Genomic DNA, 14,573 nt, shown 5'->3' on the forward strand with positions numbered 1-14,573 from the left:
GTCCCGCGCACAGGACACCCGGGTCCCGTGCCGACCCCGTAGGCTCGTCGGCGTGATCAAGCAGGGGGGACGGTTCGCGAACTGGTGCGCCGGGCTGATGTTCGCGGGGGTGAGCGTCGTCGTCGGATGCCGGATCGCCGACAGCGACGGCATCACGCCCGTACCGCAGCTCCTCGCCTTCCTGCCCTGGCTGCTCGTGCCCACCGGGCTCGGCCTGGCGCTCACGCTGCGCGGCCGCCGGTGGACGGGGGCGGTGTGGGGCGTGGCGCTGCTCGGGCTGCTGGCCTGGTACATCGAGCCGTACGGCAAGGTCTCCGCACCGGCCGGCCCGGCCGTGGCCGGGATTCGGGTGCTGACCTCGAACGTGCAGTTCGGGCGTGGTGCCCCGGCCCTCGTCCCGGTCATCCGCCGAGAGCGGCCCGACATCGTCTTCGTCGAGGAGTGCGAGTACACCTGCCAGTCGACGCTGGACCGGGAGGTCGGCGGCGACTACCCCTACCGGCGGGCGGTCCGGGCGTACGGCTCGGAGGGGTCCCTGATCCTCAGCCGCTACGCCCTGCGCGGCACCGCCGGGGTACGCGGCACGATGGGCATGCCGGGCGCGGTCGCCGACGTGCGCGGGCACGCGGTGCGCCTCCAGCTCGCCCACCCCATGCCGCCGCTGCCCGGCCAGGTCGCGCTCTGGCACCGGGAACTCGCCCGGCTGCGGGCCTTCGCGGCGGCGGACCGTACGACGCCGACCGTGCTGGCCGGCGACTTCAACGCCTCCCAGGACCACGCGGCCTTCCGCCGCATCATCGACACCGGCCTGCGTGACGCGGCCCGGCTGTCCGGCGCGGAACGCGACCCGAGCTGGCCGTCCCGCACCACGCCCGCCCTCGGCGCCCAGATCGACCATGTGCTGGTCTCACGGGACTTCTCCGCGACCGGCGCCCGCTTCCTCGCCGTCGCCGGCACCGACCACCGCGCGCTGCTCGTCGACGTCACGCTGCACGACGGCCGAGGAGCGCATTGACAGAAGCCGCCTCCGGGTGCTTGCCCCTGCCCAAGATCACCACTGAGGGCCGCTAACCTTACGTGTCCGTCCTGGCCAGGGATTGACGGGCATCAACTCACGAAGGGTTGCGCACATGGGCATTCTCACTCTCCTGCGGAACGCGTTCGGCCGACCACGCAAGGGGCCCAAGGCCGAGGCAGAGGGTGCGGAACAGGCTCCGGCCCACAAGCCGGCACCCACCGCTGCCCTGCAGCCGGAACCGAAGGTCCCCGCCCAGCCGTCCGGCGACGACGAGCACGAACTGGTCTCGGCCGCCTTCGACAACATCACGGTCCCCAAGCCCGCGCCCCCCGCGGACGCAACGGAGGAACCGGCAGCCAAGGCCCCGGAGCCGACGGCGGAGGAACCGACCCCGGAACCCGAACCGTCCGCTGCGAAGCAGAAGTCGGAGCCCGAGCCGACGCCCGCCGCCGAGCAGCCGGAGCCCGAGCCGGAGGCGACGCCCGCCCCCGCCGCCGAGCAGCCGGAGCCGGAGGCGACCCCGGAACCCGAACGGGCAGCTGCCGAGCCGGAGTCGGAGCCCGAGCCGGCTCCGGAGCCGGTGGCGGAGGAGCCGACACCGGTTCCCGAACCGGAAGTCGTGGAGCCGCAGTCGGAGCCCGACCCCGAACCGGCCCCGGAAACGGTGGCCGAGCAGCCGGCGCCGGAGCCCGAGCCGCAGGCCGAGGCGGAGCCTGAGCCGGACGCTCCGCAAGCCGCCGACGGCGAGGAAGCCCCGCAGGGGCCAACGGCACCCGACGACGAAAGCCGCACGGGTGGTGCGGGTGGGAACGACCCGGCCGAAGGCGAAGCCGAGGCCGAACAGCCGACCACGGAGCCGGAGCCCGCGGCCGAGCAGCCGGAAACTGAGCCCGAACCGACCACGGAGCCGGTGGCCGAAGATCCGACGCCGGAGCCCGAGGCGGACGCTCCGCAAGCCGCCGACGGCGAGGAAGCCCCGCAGGGGCCAACGGCACCCGACAACGAAAGCCGCACGGGTGGTGCGGGTGGGAACGACCCGGCCGAAGGCGAAGCCGAGGCCGAACAGCCGACCACGGAGCCGGAGCCCGCGGCCGAGGCCGAAGCCGAGCCGCAGCCGGACGCCGAGGAGAACACGGCCCCCACCGTCCCCCCCACCCTCACCACCGCCTACCACGCCGCCGCATCCGCCCTCGCGAAGTACGACCTCACCGGAACCCGCGCCAAGGTCTACCTCGTCCTCGACCGCTCCGCCTCCATGCGCCCGTACTACAAGGACGGCTCCGCGCAGGCCCTCGGCGAGCAGACCCTCGCCCTCGCGGCCCACCTCGACCCCGAGGCGTCGGTCCAGGTCGTGTTCTTCTCCACGGAGGTGGACGGCACCGGCGAGCTGACCCTCGCCGAGCACGAGAACCGCGTCGACGACCTGCACGGCTCCCTCGGCCGCATGGGCCGTACGAGCTACCACGCCGCCGTGGACGCCGTACTGGCCCACCGCGCGGAGTCGGCCGACGACCCGGCGACCCCCGCCCTGGTGATCTTCCAGACGGACGGCGCGCCGGACGCCAAGACCCCCGCCACCCAGTCCCTCACCGACGCCGCGAAGAAGCACCCCTCCGTCTTCTTCTCCTTCGTCGCCTTCGGCGAGCACGACAACAAGGCCTTCGACTACCTCCGCAAGCTGAAGACCGACACCGCGGCCTTCTTCCACGCCGGCCCCACCCCCCGCGAGCTGACCGACCAGGAGCTCTACGAGGGCGTACTGGCCAACTGGCGCCCGTGACCCACGTAACCACGCGCCCGTGACCCACGGAACCACGCGCCCGTAACCCACGGCACCCGCACCGCACCAGGGCCGCCCCTTCCCACCTCTTAAAACGGGAAGCGGGCGGCCCACCCGTGTCGGCTACGATTTCAAGGTTCCGTAGACGACCCGCACCCGACGAGATCGTCACCCCACGTAGCGACTTGGGAGCAGCCCGCGATGGCTCGACACCTCATCACCAGCGCCCTTCCGTACATCAACGGGATCAAGCACCTGGGCAACATGGTGGGGTCCATGCTCCCGGCGGACGTGTACTCCCGCTATCTGCGCCAGCGCGGCCACGACGTGCTGTACATCTGCGCGACCGACGAGCACGGCACCCCGGCGGAGCTCGCGGCCAAGGAGCAGGGCCTCCCGGTCGACGAGTTCTGCGCGCAGGCGCACGACGCGCAGAAGGCGGTCTACGACGGCTTCTCGCTCGCGTTCGACTACTTCGGCCGCAGCTCGTCCCCGCAGAACCGCGAGATCACGCAGGAGATCGCCCGCGAGCTCAAGGCGAACGGGTTCATCGAGGAGCGGGCCATCCGCCAGGTGTACTCCAACACCGACGGCCGCTTCCTGCCCGACCGGTACATCATCGGCACCTGCCCGCACTGCGGCTACGACAAGGCACGCGGCGACCAGTGCGAGAACTGCACCCGGGTCCTGGACCCGACCGACCTGATCGAGCCGCGCTCCGCGATCAGCGGCAGCAGCGACCTGGAGGTCCGCGAGACCAAGCACCTCTTCCTCCTCCAGTCCGTACTGGCCGGCGAGGTCGAGGCCTGGGTCGACGAGCGCGCCGACAACTGGCCGGTGCTGGCCTCCTCGATCGCCCGCAAGTGGCTCACCGAGGGCCTGCACGACCGCGCGATCACGCGTGACCTGGACTGGGGCGTCCCGGTCCCGGCCGACACCTGGCCGGACCTGGCCGCCGAGGGCAAGGTCTTCTACGTCTGGTTCGACGCCCCGATCGAGTACATCGGCGCCACGAAGGAGTGGGCGGACCAGGACCCGGAGAACCGGGACTGGCGCTCGTGGTGGTGGGAGTCGGACGCGGACGTCCACTACACGCAGTTCATGGGCAAGGACAACGTGCCCTTCCACAGCGTGATGTTCCCGGCGACCCAGCTGGGCACCCGCTCGCCGTGGAAGAAGGTCGACGTCATCAAGGCCTTCAACTGGCTCAACTACTACGGCGGCAAGTTCTCCACCTCGCAGCGGCGCGGTGTCTTCACGCACGACGCGCTGGAGATCCTCCCGGCCGACTACTGGCGCTACTTCATGATGGCGAACGCTCCGGAGTCCGACGACTCGTCCTTCACCTGGGAGCACTTCACGGCCACGGTGAACAAGGACCTGGCGGACACCCTGGGCAACTTCGTCAACCGGGTGCTGTCCTTCTCCCGCAAGCGCTTCGGCGACGAGGTCCCGCAGGGCGGCGAGCCGGGCGAGGCCGAGGCGCGGCTCGGCGAGGAGATCGCCCGCCTCCTCGCGGAGTACGAGGAGCACATGGAGGCCATCCAGTTCCGCAAGGCGGCGGCCTCCCTGCGTGCCCTGTGGTCGGCGGGCAACTCCTACCTGGAGGAGAAGTCGCCCTGGCTGGAGATCAAGACCGACAAGGACGGCGCCGCCCTCACCCTGCGCACCGCGATGAACCTGATCCACCTCTATTCGGTGGTCTCGGAACCGTTCATCCCGACCTCGTCGGCAACCATGCGCGCGGCGTTCTCCCTGAACGACGACACGGCGACCTGGGTGACCCCCGCCGAGGCGGCCTCCCTGACCACCGTCCCCGCCGGCACCCCGTTCACGGTCCCCCCGGTCCTCTTCGCCAAGCTCACGGACGACGACCTGGAGACCTACAAGGAGCGCTTCGGCGGCTCGGACGAGTAGGGCTCACCGCCTGCGCACAGGGGCCCGGGAACGACTTGTTCCCGGACCCCTTCGCACGCCTTGCCGAGTCAGCGTTCCGAGGCATAGCCCACGAAGCCCCTCCACGCGTCCCGCGTGAGCGCGAGCTGAGGGCCTCCGGTGTTCTTGGAGTCGCGGACATGCACGGTGCCGGGGGTGACGGCGAGCTCAACGCAGGAGTTGCCGTCGTTGCCGCCGCTGTAGCTGCTCTTGAACCACGCCAGCTCGGAGGCGTCCCCGGCAGTGGTCTTGCGGATCATGTTTCTCCCAGCAGTTGCTCAATGAAGGCCAGCGACTCCCCTGGCGAGAGCGCCTGAGCCCGGATGGTGCCATACCGCAGCTCAAGAATGCGCAGGTGCTTGGGGTCGGAGATCGGCCGGCCGTTGAACGCGCCATCGGAGCGACCTACGGCCGTGCCGTCCGGGAACTTCAGCAGTTCGATCCGACCGTCCAGGCCGGAGTGGGTCTTGCAATTCATCGGCATCACCTGAAGCACGACGTTGTACAACCGCCCCACCTCCAGCAGACGTTCAAGCTGCTGACGCCACGCCATTGTGCCTCCAATGGGACGCCGCAGGACCCCCTCTTCCAGGACGAAACTGAGCGCTGGCGCAGGTGAGCGCTTGAAGACCGACTGCCGGGCCAGTCGAGCGGCCACCATGCGTTCCACGTCGTCAGGAGAGTACGGCGGCTGCGCTGCCCCGATCACGGCTCGCGCGTGCTCAGGCGTCTGCAACAACCCAGGGATGATGTGACACTCGTACAGAGCAATCTCGACCGCCTTGGCCTCCAGCTTGCCCAGTGCCCGCACGCTCTTCGGGTACCGGACCTTCTTCACGTCCTCCCACGTCGCCGCGATGAGCCCACCCGCGCGCAGCACCTCGTCGGCCTTGTCCAGGTACTCCTGCCGGGGAATCCTCTTCCCACCCTCGATCTTGTAGACCAGGTCCTCCCCGTACCCCATCGCCACCCCGAACTCGGCAGCCCGCATCCCGACCGCTTCCCGCCGCAGCCGCAACTGCCGCCCCACGGTGGTGATGACGGCGACTCCCCACTCGTCGTCCGGATCCACCTCCCACCCCGGCTCGTCCGCCTCTTCCCCGAGCCGTACCGCCTCGCCGTCCACCGACATGCCGCACCCCTCCGTAGTCCCGCGCGCCCGTCAGGCACCCACTCCGCAACTGCGAAACCTGCGACCGCGGCTACCGAGGCCCCGACCCACACAACTGCCAGGGATGCGCGTCAGCAGGCACCGGCCCGTGGAGTCCCGACTCCGGCGCCGGCGCGACGCCGCTCTCCGCGCAGGCGCAGCCATGAGCGGCCGACCGGGTCCCGCCGTGCTTCCGGTCCGGCTCCTCCGCGCCCCTGTCCGGATACCCTGGCCACGGCACCCGGTGGAGGACACCATGAGCACTCAGGCCGATCACGGACACGAGCTGATCCCGCGCCCCGAGCAGACTCCTGACGCCCTGCGCACGGCTCTCGCCGTCGTCGATCCCGGTCGCCTGGAGGAGATGCAGGCCACCAAGGACGGCGCCTTCGCCAAGGCCGTCGAATGGCAGTCTCTGAGCCCTGTGCGAGGCTGGGTCCTCACCTGGGCCAGGAACATCGAGATCGCCCGGCGCCCCGACCTGTCCTCCCGCCTGGCTCACGCGCAGAGCAGGTTGGAAGACGAGGACCCTGTCACCGCTCAAGAGGCGCTGCGCGAGCTGGGCGCCGTCCTGGACGAAGCCATGGAAGCAGTACGCGGTTGAGCTGGAAATGGGAAGAAGGCGGACGAGTTGGCCAGAGCCGCCGAAGCCCTCTACCTCCACGGCCGCGCTCACGCGGACGTCGACCCGAAGGGCAGCGATGTCATCGTGCCCGGCGGCATGTTCACGTACCAGATAGGCACCCAGCCGCACAACTGCTGAGGACGACCGCTGAAGCCAGGGAGCAGATACGGCGGAGGCCCGGAACCGTGCGGTTCCGGGCCTCTCCCAACAACCGCTGGGGACTACTTCGGCTGCGGCTTGCGTACCGACAGGTGGAGTTCCCTCAGACGCGACTCGTCCAGCTCGGTCGGGGCGCCCATCATCAGGTCCTGGGCGTTGCCGTTGAGCGGGAAGGCGATGGTCTCGCGGATGTTGGGCTCGTCCGCGAGGAGCATCACGATGCGGTCGACGCCCGGCGCGATGCCGCCGTGCGGCGGGGCGCCGAAGCGGAACGCGCGGAGCATGCCCGCGAACTTGTCCTCGACGGTCTCACGGTCGTAGCCCGCGATCTCGAAGGCCTTGAGCATGATGTCCGGCTCGTGGTTCCGGATGGCGCCCGAGGACAGCTCGACACCGTTGCAGACGATGTCGTACTGCCAGCCCAGGATGTCCAGCGGGTCCTGGGTCTCCAGGGCCTCAAGACCGCCCTGCGGCATCGAGAACGGGTTGTGGGAGAAGTCGATCCCGCCCGTCTCCTCGTCCTTCTCGTACATCGGGAAGTCGACGATCCAGCAGAAGCGGAAGACGTTCTCCTCGAACTGGCCGGCGCGCTTGGCGGTCTCCACCCGCACCGCACCCATGATCTTCGAGACCTCGTCGAACTCGCCCGCGCCGAAGAACACCGCGTGGCCGGGGGCCAGGGAGAGCCGCTTGGTCAGCTCCGCGACGTTCTCCTCGGTGAGGAACTTCGCGATCGGGCCGGTCAGCACGCCGTCCTCGCCGACCCGCACCCACGCCAGGCCCTTCGCGCCCTGCTCGACCGCGTACTCGCCGAGCTGGTCGAAGAACTTCCGCGGCTGGCCGGCGGTGTCCGGCACCGCCAGCGCCCGCACGTGCTTGCCCGCGAACGCCTTGAACTCCGAGCCCGCGAAGACGTCCGTGATGTCGACGAGCTCCAGCTTGGCGCGCAGGTCCGGCTTGTCGGAGCCGTACTTCAGCATCGCCTCGCGGAACGGGATCCGCGGGAAGGGCGAGGTGACGTGGCGACCGCCGCCGAACTCCTCGAAGAGCTCCGTCATGAGCTTCTCGATCGGCTGGAAGACGTCCTCCTGCTCGACGAAGCTCATCTCGACGTCGAGCTGGTAGAACTCGCCCGGCGAACGGTCCGCGCGGGCGTCCTCGTCACGGAAGCAGGGCGCGATCTGGAAGTAGCGGTCGAAGCCCGAGATCATCAGCAGCTGCTTGAACTGCTGGGGGGCCTGCGGGAGGGCGTAGAACCGGCCCGCGTGGACCCGGGACGGGACCACGTAGTCGCGCGCGCCCTCGGGGGAGGTGGCGGACAGGATCGGCGTCGCCATCTCGTTGAAGCCCATCGCCGACATCTTCTGGCGGATGGCGGAGATGACCGCCGTGCGCAACAGGATGTTGCGGTGCATGCGCTCGCGGCGCAGGTCCAGGAAGCGGTACTCCAGGCGCCGCTCCTCGTTGACCCCGTCCTCGGTGTTGATGGTGAAGGGAAGGGGCTGAGCCGCGCCGAGCAGCTCCACCTCGGTCACCTCGACCTCGATCTCGCCGGTCGGCAGGTCCGGGTTCACGTTCTCGGTTCCACGTGAAACAACGCCGCCGTCGACGCGGACCGTGGACTCCTTGGAGAGCTTGTCCAGGGCCTCGTACGCGGGCGTGCCCGGGCGGGCGACGAGCTGCGTGATGCCGTAGTGGTCGCGCAGATCGATGAAGAGGATGCCGCCCAGGTCTCGCCGATTGTGCAGCCAGCCACTCAGCCGGACGTCGGTGCCGACGTCAGAGGCGCGGAGCTCGCCGCAGGTGTGGGACCTGTACCGATGCATCGTCGTTCATCCAGTCTTCGCGGATCGGGGATCACCGGGCGGGCATGGCCCGGACCTACCAAGCGTACCGGGCGGCTCAAGATCGGCTCCCCACAATAAGGAGCGGCCCCGTCCGGTCCCGGGGCAGCTCCCGGACCGTACGGCCGTACGCCATCGGTGGCAGTGTCCGATCGCCTCTTCTTACAGTGGGGCAATGCGCACTGGTGAGCCCCTGCCCGCTGTGGGGGACGTACTCGCCTCCCTCGCGACCGGGATGTGGCAGTGGGACACGGCCACAGGCCTGGTCTCGGTCGACGCCGAGGCGGCCCGGCTGCTCGGGCTGCCTCCCGAGAAGGCCACGCTCACGGAAGCCCAGGTGCGCGCCCGCCTCCACCCGGTCGACTGGAACGAGATCACCGGCGTCGTACAGCTCGCCGCCGCCGAGGACAGCCTCGCCGAGGTGCGCATCCGCATCATGGACGAGCACAACCGGATCATCCGCGTCGTGCGCAGCCGCTCCAAACCGGCCTTCGACGCCCGCAAGAGGGCGTACAAGCTGATCGGCACCCTTCAGGAGGTCGCCGAGCCGACACCCGGTTCCCCCGCGGGGCGACGGGCGGTCACCGGCGACTGGCGGCGCTCCCGGGAGGCCTTCCTGCTCGACGCCGGCCGGACGCTGGCCGAGGCCCGCTCCACGGCCGAGGTACTGCGGGTGGCGGCCGGCCTGTCGATGCCGGGGTTCTCGCCGGACGGCCTGGCGGTCTTCGGCGTCCAGGGCGACCGGCTGACGATCATCGGCCACCACGGGCATCGGCCCGGCGACGAGGCTCCGTTCCTGAACATGGCGCTGGAGACGGACTACCCGGCCGCCGAGGTGGTCCGCAGCGGGCGGGCCGTCTACCTCTCCTCCCCGGGGCAGTACCAGTCCCGCTATCCGCTCACCTGGCCGCTCGCCGAACGCTTCCACCGCCGCTCCTGGGCGTTCCTGCCGCTGACCGTCGCCGGCCGCACGATGGGTGCCTGGCTGGCCGCCTTCACCTACCCGGTGGCCTTCACCCCCGACGAGCGCTCGGTACTGACCACGGTGGCCCGCATGCTCGCCCAGGCCCTGTCCCGGGCCGGGACCGCCGAGAGCGAGCGGGAGCTGAGCGAGGGCCTGCAGCGCGCGATGATGCCCACGCTGGGCCCCGAGGTCCCCGGCATGGACATAGCCGCCCGCTACGTCCCCACCGGCGGCGGCCTCCAGGTCGGCGGCGACTGGTACGACATGATCCCGCTGCCCGGCGCCACCTCACGGTCCAGCACGTCCACCGGATCGGGGCGCTTCGCCCTGGTCATGGGCGACGTCCAGGGCCACGACGTACGCGCCGCGGGACTGATGGGCCAGTTGCGCATCGCCCTGCGCGCCTACGCCTCCGAGGGGCACCGCCCGGACGCGGTGCTCTCGCGCGCCTCCCGCTTCCTGCACGGCATGCTCTCCGCCGGCGACGGCGGCGGAGACGACGGTCACGGCGGTGACGGCGGTGACGGCGGTGACGACGAGGTGCCCGACCTGCGCTTCGCGACCTGCCTGTACGTCGAGGTCGACCCGCGTACCGGGGTCCTGGAGGTGGCCCGCGCGGGGCACCCGGACCCGGTGATCCGGATGGCGGACGGCACGGTGCTGCAGCGGCTGACGGCGGGCGGGCTGCCGCTCGGCATCGACCCGGACTCCGACTACCCGACGACCCGGTTCACGCTGGAGCCGGGCGAGACGATGATGATCTGCACGGACGGCCTGATCGAGACCGGTGGCCACGACCTGGACACCGGCTGGCAGCGGATCCGCACGATCCTGGAGCGGCACGGCGGCGACACCGAGGAACTGGCCGACGCGCTGGTGCAGGCCGTGCACGGGCCCTCCTCGCACCACACCACCGGACCCCTGGCCGACCGCCGCGAGGACGACATCGCCGTGCTGCTGCTCGGCCGGCACCGCGACGGCCGGGCGGCCCGCCCCAGACTGCGGCACACCCTGATGACGGTCGCCCAGGCCGAGCCGGAGCGGGTCTCCGTGGCCCGCAGGCAACTGCGGGAGCTGCTGCACGACTGGTCGGACGAGGAGCATGTGGACTCGGCGGTGCTGCTGCTGTCGGAGACCCTCGCCAACGTCCTGCTGCACACCGACGCCGACGCGCTGGTGCTGGCCGAGGTCAGCGGGGAGAAGGAGGAGCGGCGGCTGCGGGTGGAGGTCACCGACGCCGGCGACGACCTGCCGCACAAGCGCCGGCCCGGTGAGCTCGCCTCCTCCGGGCGCGGACTGGTGCTGATCGAACTGCTCGCGGACGCCTGGGGCGTCGTGCCGCGCGGCAAGGGCAAGAGCATCTGGTTCGAGCTGTACGAGCCCTCGGCGGCCGGGTGAGCCGCTCCCCGGGGTGAGCCGCTCCCCGGGTGAGCCCTACGACGCGGCCGCGTACCGTTCCCGCAGTTCGTGCGCGGTCCCGAAGGCCGCCGCCGTCAGCGGCACCGCCAGCAGCATCCCCACGATCCCGGCGACCGACGCGCCGCCGGTGATCGCCAGCAGCACCGCGGCCGGGTGCATCTGCACGGTCCGGCTCTGGATCACCGGCTGGAGCACGTGTCCCTCCAGCACCTGGACCGCCAGCACCACCCCGAGCGCCCACAGTCCGACGACGAAGCCGCGGTCGGCGAGGGCGACCAGCACGGACACCGTGCCGGAGAGGAAGGCGCCCAGGTAGGGGAGATAGCCGCCGACGAAGACCAGCGCGCCGAGCCCGAGCGCGCCGGGCACGCCCAGCAGGAGCAGGCCGACGGTGATGCACGTGGCGTCGATCAGCGCGATGAGCGTCGTGCCGCGCATGAAGCCCTCCACGGCCGCGAAGGCCCGCCGGGCCGTGGCCTCCGCGGTGTCACCGCTCCCGCGCGGGGCGAGCGTGCGCAGAACGGCGGCGGCCTTGTGCGAGTCGCGCAGGAAGAAGAACACGAGCAGCAGGGCCAGTACGGCCATGGCGATCGACTCGCCGACCACGCTGACCCCGCTGATGACGTTGGAGGCGGCCGTCCCGGCGAACTTCTCCAGCAGCCGCCTGCCGTTGGAGGCGAGGTCGTCCAGCGAGGTGCCGGCCGCCCCGAAGTGGGTGGCGAGCCACTGCGCGGCCTTCCTGAGCGAGGCGACGATCTGGTCCCCGCTGTCGATCAGCGCGGACACCACGATGTACACCACCCCGCCCACGAACACGACGACCGCCACACAGGTGATCCCGGCGGCGAACGACCGGTTCATCCCCGCGCTCACGAGCCGCCTGAAGAGCGGCCGCAGCAGCGCGGTGCCGAGCAGCGCCAGCAGCACCGGGATCACCGCGGTCCGGAAGAGCACGCACAGCTCGGCCCCGATCCACACCACCCCGGAGACCAGCAGAACGGCGGCGCACCAGGCGGCGAGACGCCGGACGGGCTCGGGCAGCAGAGGGGCGGGGGCCTGCACGCCTCCAGACGACCACACCCCGCACGTGCTGTCCTGCACGGACGGCCCACCCGGGTGACACGGCATCAGCTACGGGCGGTACGCGGACCGGCACACCGGCACGAATTGGTGGGGCAGCCAGGGCACGCGGGCCATCGTCCGTGAGACCGGTCCGGTAGCCGGCATACGACGTGCCCCCGCACCCGCAGCGCATCCCGCCGGTATCGACAGCCGCTTCGCCGAAGACGGAGTCGTCCCCACAGCCGCCCCGGCGTGTGCGGAGTACGGTGGACAGTACCGAGGGTATTTCGCACACCGGTCTCCACGCCGGGTCGTTCTCGGCGAAGGATGAAACCCGGGTCGCCGCAAAGGCGGCCCGGAGACGGGTCCGCATCATGTCGGCGACCTTGCAACCACCCCTGCCACACCACGAGCCCGTCGCAGCCCCGGCCGCGCGTCTCGCGCTGAAGACCGACGGCACCTCCCTCGGCCTCCTGGACGGTGCCTGGTGGCCCCGCTCCCGGGATCTGCTGAGCGAGCTGCCCGCGCTGACCGATGTGCTGGACCGCTTGTGGGGCCGCATCACCCGCATCGCCGTCAACCCGAAGTACTGGCCGGTCATCCCGCACAAGGTTCCCGTGCGCGGACACATCGTCAAGGTCGGCTGGTTCACCCCCGAAATCGACCCGCACAAGCTGCTGCTGCTCTCCTACGGCACCGGCCGCTGGGATCTGCTGGTCGTCCCGCCCGAGACCGGGGCGGCGTCGGCAGCCCGCCTGATGGCGGTCGCGTCCGACTACGACGGGCCGCCGCTGACCGCGAGCGCGCTCATCACCGCGGACAAGGCCCGGCACGCCGTCTCCGCGGCCGACCGGCCACTCGATCCCGACGAGGCATGGGAGTACGAGGGCGGCGCCTCCTCGACCTCTGCGGCTGTACCGGCACAGGCCGGCGGCGTCAGCCGCCTGATCATCGGCATGTGAGACGGCCGCCATGAACACCTCCTGACGACCGCCGCCTTCCTGGTCCTCATCGCAGCGGCGGCATTCGTGATCCACCGGCTCAACCTCGAGCACGCTTTGTTGTGATCGACCTCCTGGCCGTCGCCCTTTCCGTGAAGGTCGTCAAGCAGCAGAGAAGTGTGAGGTCCCCGCCCCGGAGAGCCGATTCTCAAGAAGGTCCGCCAGCTGATCGAGTCGGTGAACGGCACCCCGAAGAGTCAGTTTCACCTGGAACCACACCGCGGCCGCACCTGCAAGGGTGTCGCCGTACGCGTCGCGCGGCGCGGTCCTCGCAGGTGCGGCCGCAGCGATCCGGCAGTGCGGACCGGCCAGGCGGTCAGTTGCTCACTGACCGCCCACGACCACTAAACGTGTTCGGAAGGACTCGTCCAACTAACTCTCGTGGCCCTTGCCCTCGCCATCCTTGCTCTTGTGTCCGTGGCCCTTGTAGCCGTGGCTCTTGTGTCCGTGGCTCTTGTGACCGTGGCTCTTGTGACCGTGGCCCTTGTGACCGTGGCCCTTGTAGCCGTGGCTCTTGTGACCGTGGCCCTTGTAGCCGTGGCCCTTGTGACCGTGGCCCTTGTGACCGTGGCCGGACGGTCCAGGAGGCCCGGACGGTCCAGGAGGCCCGGACGGCCCGGCAGGCCCGGACGGCCCGGCAGGCCCCGTCGGTCCGGCAGGCCCGGACGGCCCGGCAGGCCCCGTCGGTCCGGCAGGCCCGGACGGTCCAGCAGGCCCAGTGGGCCCCGTCGGTCCGGGAGGCCCGGACGGTCCAGCAGGCCCAGTGGGCCCCGTCGGTCCGGGAGGCCCGGGCGGCCCTGTCATGCAGACCGCCCTCGTGATCACGTTACTGTCCAGCGTGACCGCACCATTGCGTGCCAGCACCCGGCCCTCGACCGCGGCGTTGGTATTCACCGTGATGGATGTCAGGGCCAGGATGTTGCCCTTGAAGAAGGAATTGGTGTCCAGGGTGGCGCCACTGCCCACCTGCCAGAACACGTTGCAGGCCTGTGCTCCGTTGACGAGCAGGACGTTGCTCCCCGGAGCCGTGATCAGAGTGGAGCCGATCTGGAAGATGAAGACGGCGTTGGGATCACCCTGGGCGTCAAGGGTGACCGTCCCGGTGAGATTCAGCGACGACGAAGCTTTGTAGACGCCCGGGGTCAGCGTGAGTCCGCCGATGTCGCCCGGGGAGGTCAGGTTGGTGGTCGGGGCTCTGCCGGCCGCGTCGTTGTAGGCAGTGGTCAGGTCGGACTGGGCCTGAGCGGCGGCAGCATCGGCGACGTGCTGCACTCCGTTCACGATTCCGGGCGGGAAGCCCGTCACCGAAGACCCAGGGCTGACTCCCAGGTCGCCGTTGACGACTGTGGGACCCGTGTTCGTGACCCCTGAACCGGCCAGGACCGCGTAACTCGTGGCGGTTCCCAGTCCCACCGGGGCCTCGGCTGCGCTCGCGAGGTTCGAGATCAAAGTGATCGACATCAGCAGCGCGACCGCGGGCAGCATGACGACAGTCGCTCTGAATCTCAATTTTCGTCGTTTTCCCAGAGGGTCGGACGGGAGGGTGTCCATTGCCATGGACGAGTCCTTTCTCGTCAGCATTGACGCAGTCGCCGGACGTCCGGGCGTCCGGGCGT

12 protein-coding genes are annotated in these 14,573 nt (G+C 70.5%); 7 read left to right on the forward strand and 5 right to left on the reverse strand.

Annotation, left to right across the window (positions count from 1 at the left end):
• Positions 1 to 97: 97 nt before the first annotated feature.
• From ACIOWN_RS10035 to metG, 3 genes are all read left to right on the forward strand, one after another.
• A complete protein-coding gene (locus tag ACIOWN_RS10035; protein WP_362350998.1) occupies positions 98 to 1,015 on the forward strand; it encodes an endonuclease/exonuclease/phosphatase family protein in 918 nt (305 codons plus the stop codon).
• Positions 1,016 to 1,130: 115 nt separating this feature from the next.
• On the forward strand, positions 1,131 to 2,798 hold the full coding sequence (locus tag ACIOWN_RS10040; RefSeq protein ID WP_362350529.1) for a VWA domain-containing protein: 1,668 nt from the start codon (positions 1,131 to 1,133) through the stop codon (positions 2,796 to 2,798).
• Between the two features lie 201 nt (positions 2,799 to 2,999).
• Positions 3,000 to 4,715, forward strand: a complete 1,716-nt coding sequence (metG, locus tag ACIOWN_RS10045) for a methionine--tRNA ligase (protein WP_362350532.1) — start codon at positions 3,000 to 3,002, stop codon at positions 4,713 to 4,715.
• 68 nt (positions 4,716 to 4,783) lie between these two features.
• Here the strand turns inward: metG and ACIOWN_RS10050 are convergent, their stop codons facing one another.
• Together ACIOWN_RS10050 and ACIOWN_RS10055 are read right to left on the reverse strand one after the other, a co-directional pair.
• The gene (locus ACIOWN_RS10050) at positions 4,784 to 4,993 is read right to left on the reverse strand and encodes a DUF397 domain-containing protein (protein ID WP_362350534.1); all 210 of its coding nucleotides are present in this window, start codon (positions 4,991 to 4,993) and stop codon (positions 4,784 to 4,786) included.
• Positions 4,990 to 5,865, reverse strand: a complete 876-nt coding sequence (locus tag ACIOWN_RS10055) for a helix-turn-helix transcriptional regulator (protein WP_362350537.1) — start codon at positions 5,863 to 5,865, stop codon at positions 4,990 to 4,992. The genes ACIOWN_RS10050 and ACIOWN_RS10055 overlap by 4 nt, the downstream gene beginning before the upstream one ends.
• A gap of 274 nt (positions 5,866 to 6,139) precedes the next feature.
• On the opposite strand from ACIOWN_RS10055, the gene ACIOWN_RS10060 reads away from it, so the two are divergent.
• Both ACIOWN_RS10060 and ACIOWN_RS10065 read left to right on the forward strand, forming a co-directional pair.
• Positions 6,140 to 6,487 (forward strand): hypothetical protein, encoded by a 348-nt coding sequence (locus ACIOWN_RS10060; protein ID WP_362350540.1) that lies wholly within the window; start codon positions 6,140 to 6,142, stop codon positions 6,485 to 6,487.
• A gap of 27 nt (positions 6,488 to 6,514) precedes the next feature.
• Positions 6,515 to 6,646 carry a hypothetical protein gene (locus ACIOWN_RS10065; RefSeq protein WP_362350542.1) on the forward strand — a complete coding sequence of 44 codons (132 nt, stop codon included), beginning with the start codon at positions 6,515 to 6,517 and terminating at the stop codon, positions 6,644 to 6,646.
• A gap of 83 nt (positions 6,647 to 6,729) precedes the next feature.
• On the opposite strand, the gene aspS is transcribed toward ACIOWN_RS10065, so the two are convergent.
• Positions 6,730 to 8,493, reverse strand: a complete 1,764-nt coding sequence (gene aspS, locus ACIOWN_RS10070; protein WP_362350545.1) for an aspartate--tRNA ligase — start codon at positions 8,491 to 8,493, stop codon at positions 6,730 to 6,732.
• A gap of 193 nt (positions 8,494 to 8,686) precedes the next feature.
• Between aspS and ACIOWN_RS10075 the strand changes: the two genes are divergently transcribed.
• Positions 8,687 to 10,873, forward strand: a complete 2,187-nt coding sequence (locus ACIOWN_RS10075) for a SpoIIE family protein phosphatase (RefSeq protein WP_362350548.1) — start codon at positions 8,687 to 8,689, stop codon at positions 10,871 to 10,873.
• Positions 10,874 to 10,909: 36 nt separating this feature from the next.
• Here the strand turns inward: ACIOWN_RS10075 and ACIOWN_RS10080 are convergent, their stop codons facing one another.
• The gene (locus tag ACIOWN_RS10080; RefSeq protein WP_362350551.1) at positions 10,910 to 11,995 is read right to left on the reverse strand and encodes an AI-2E family transporter; all 1,086 of its coding nucleotides are present in this window, start codon (positions 11,993 to 11,995) and stop codon (positions 10,910 to 10,912) included.
• A 227-nt stretch (positions 11,996 to 12,222) separates the two neighbouring features.
• Here ACIOWN_RS10080 and ACIOWN_RS10085 point away from each other — a divergent pair, with 227 nt between their 5' ends.
• Positions 12,223 to 12,918: a DUF5994 family protein gene (locus tag ACIOWN_RS10085; protein WP_362350554.1), complete on the forward strand. Its 696-nt coding sequence runs from the start codon at positions 12,223 to 12,225 to the stop codon at positions 12,916 to 12,918.
• 411 nt (positions 12,919 to 13,329) lie between these two features.
• Here ACIOWN_RS10085 and ACIOWN_RS10090 read toward each other — a convergent pair whose 3' ends face one another.
• Positions 13,330 to 14,514: an ice-binding family protein gene (locus ACIOWN_RS10090; RefSeq protein WP_401981452.1), complete on the reverse strand. Its 1,185-nt coding sequence runs from the start codon at positions 14,512 to 14,514 to the stop codon at positions 13,330 to 13,332.
• Positions 14,515 to 14,573: the final 59 nt, after the last annotated feature.

Origin of the sequence: Streptomyces sp. NPDC087787, assembly GCF_044743035.1 — a bacterium.
Taxonomy (GTDB): domain Bacteria; phylum Actinomycetota; class Actinomycetes; order Streptomycetales; family Streptomycetaceae; genus Streptomyces.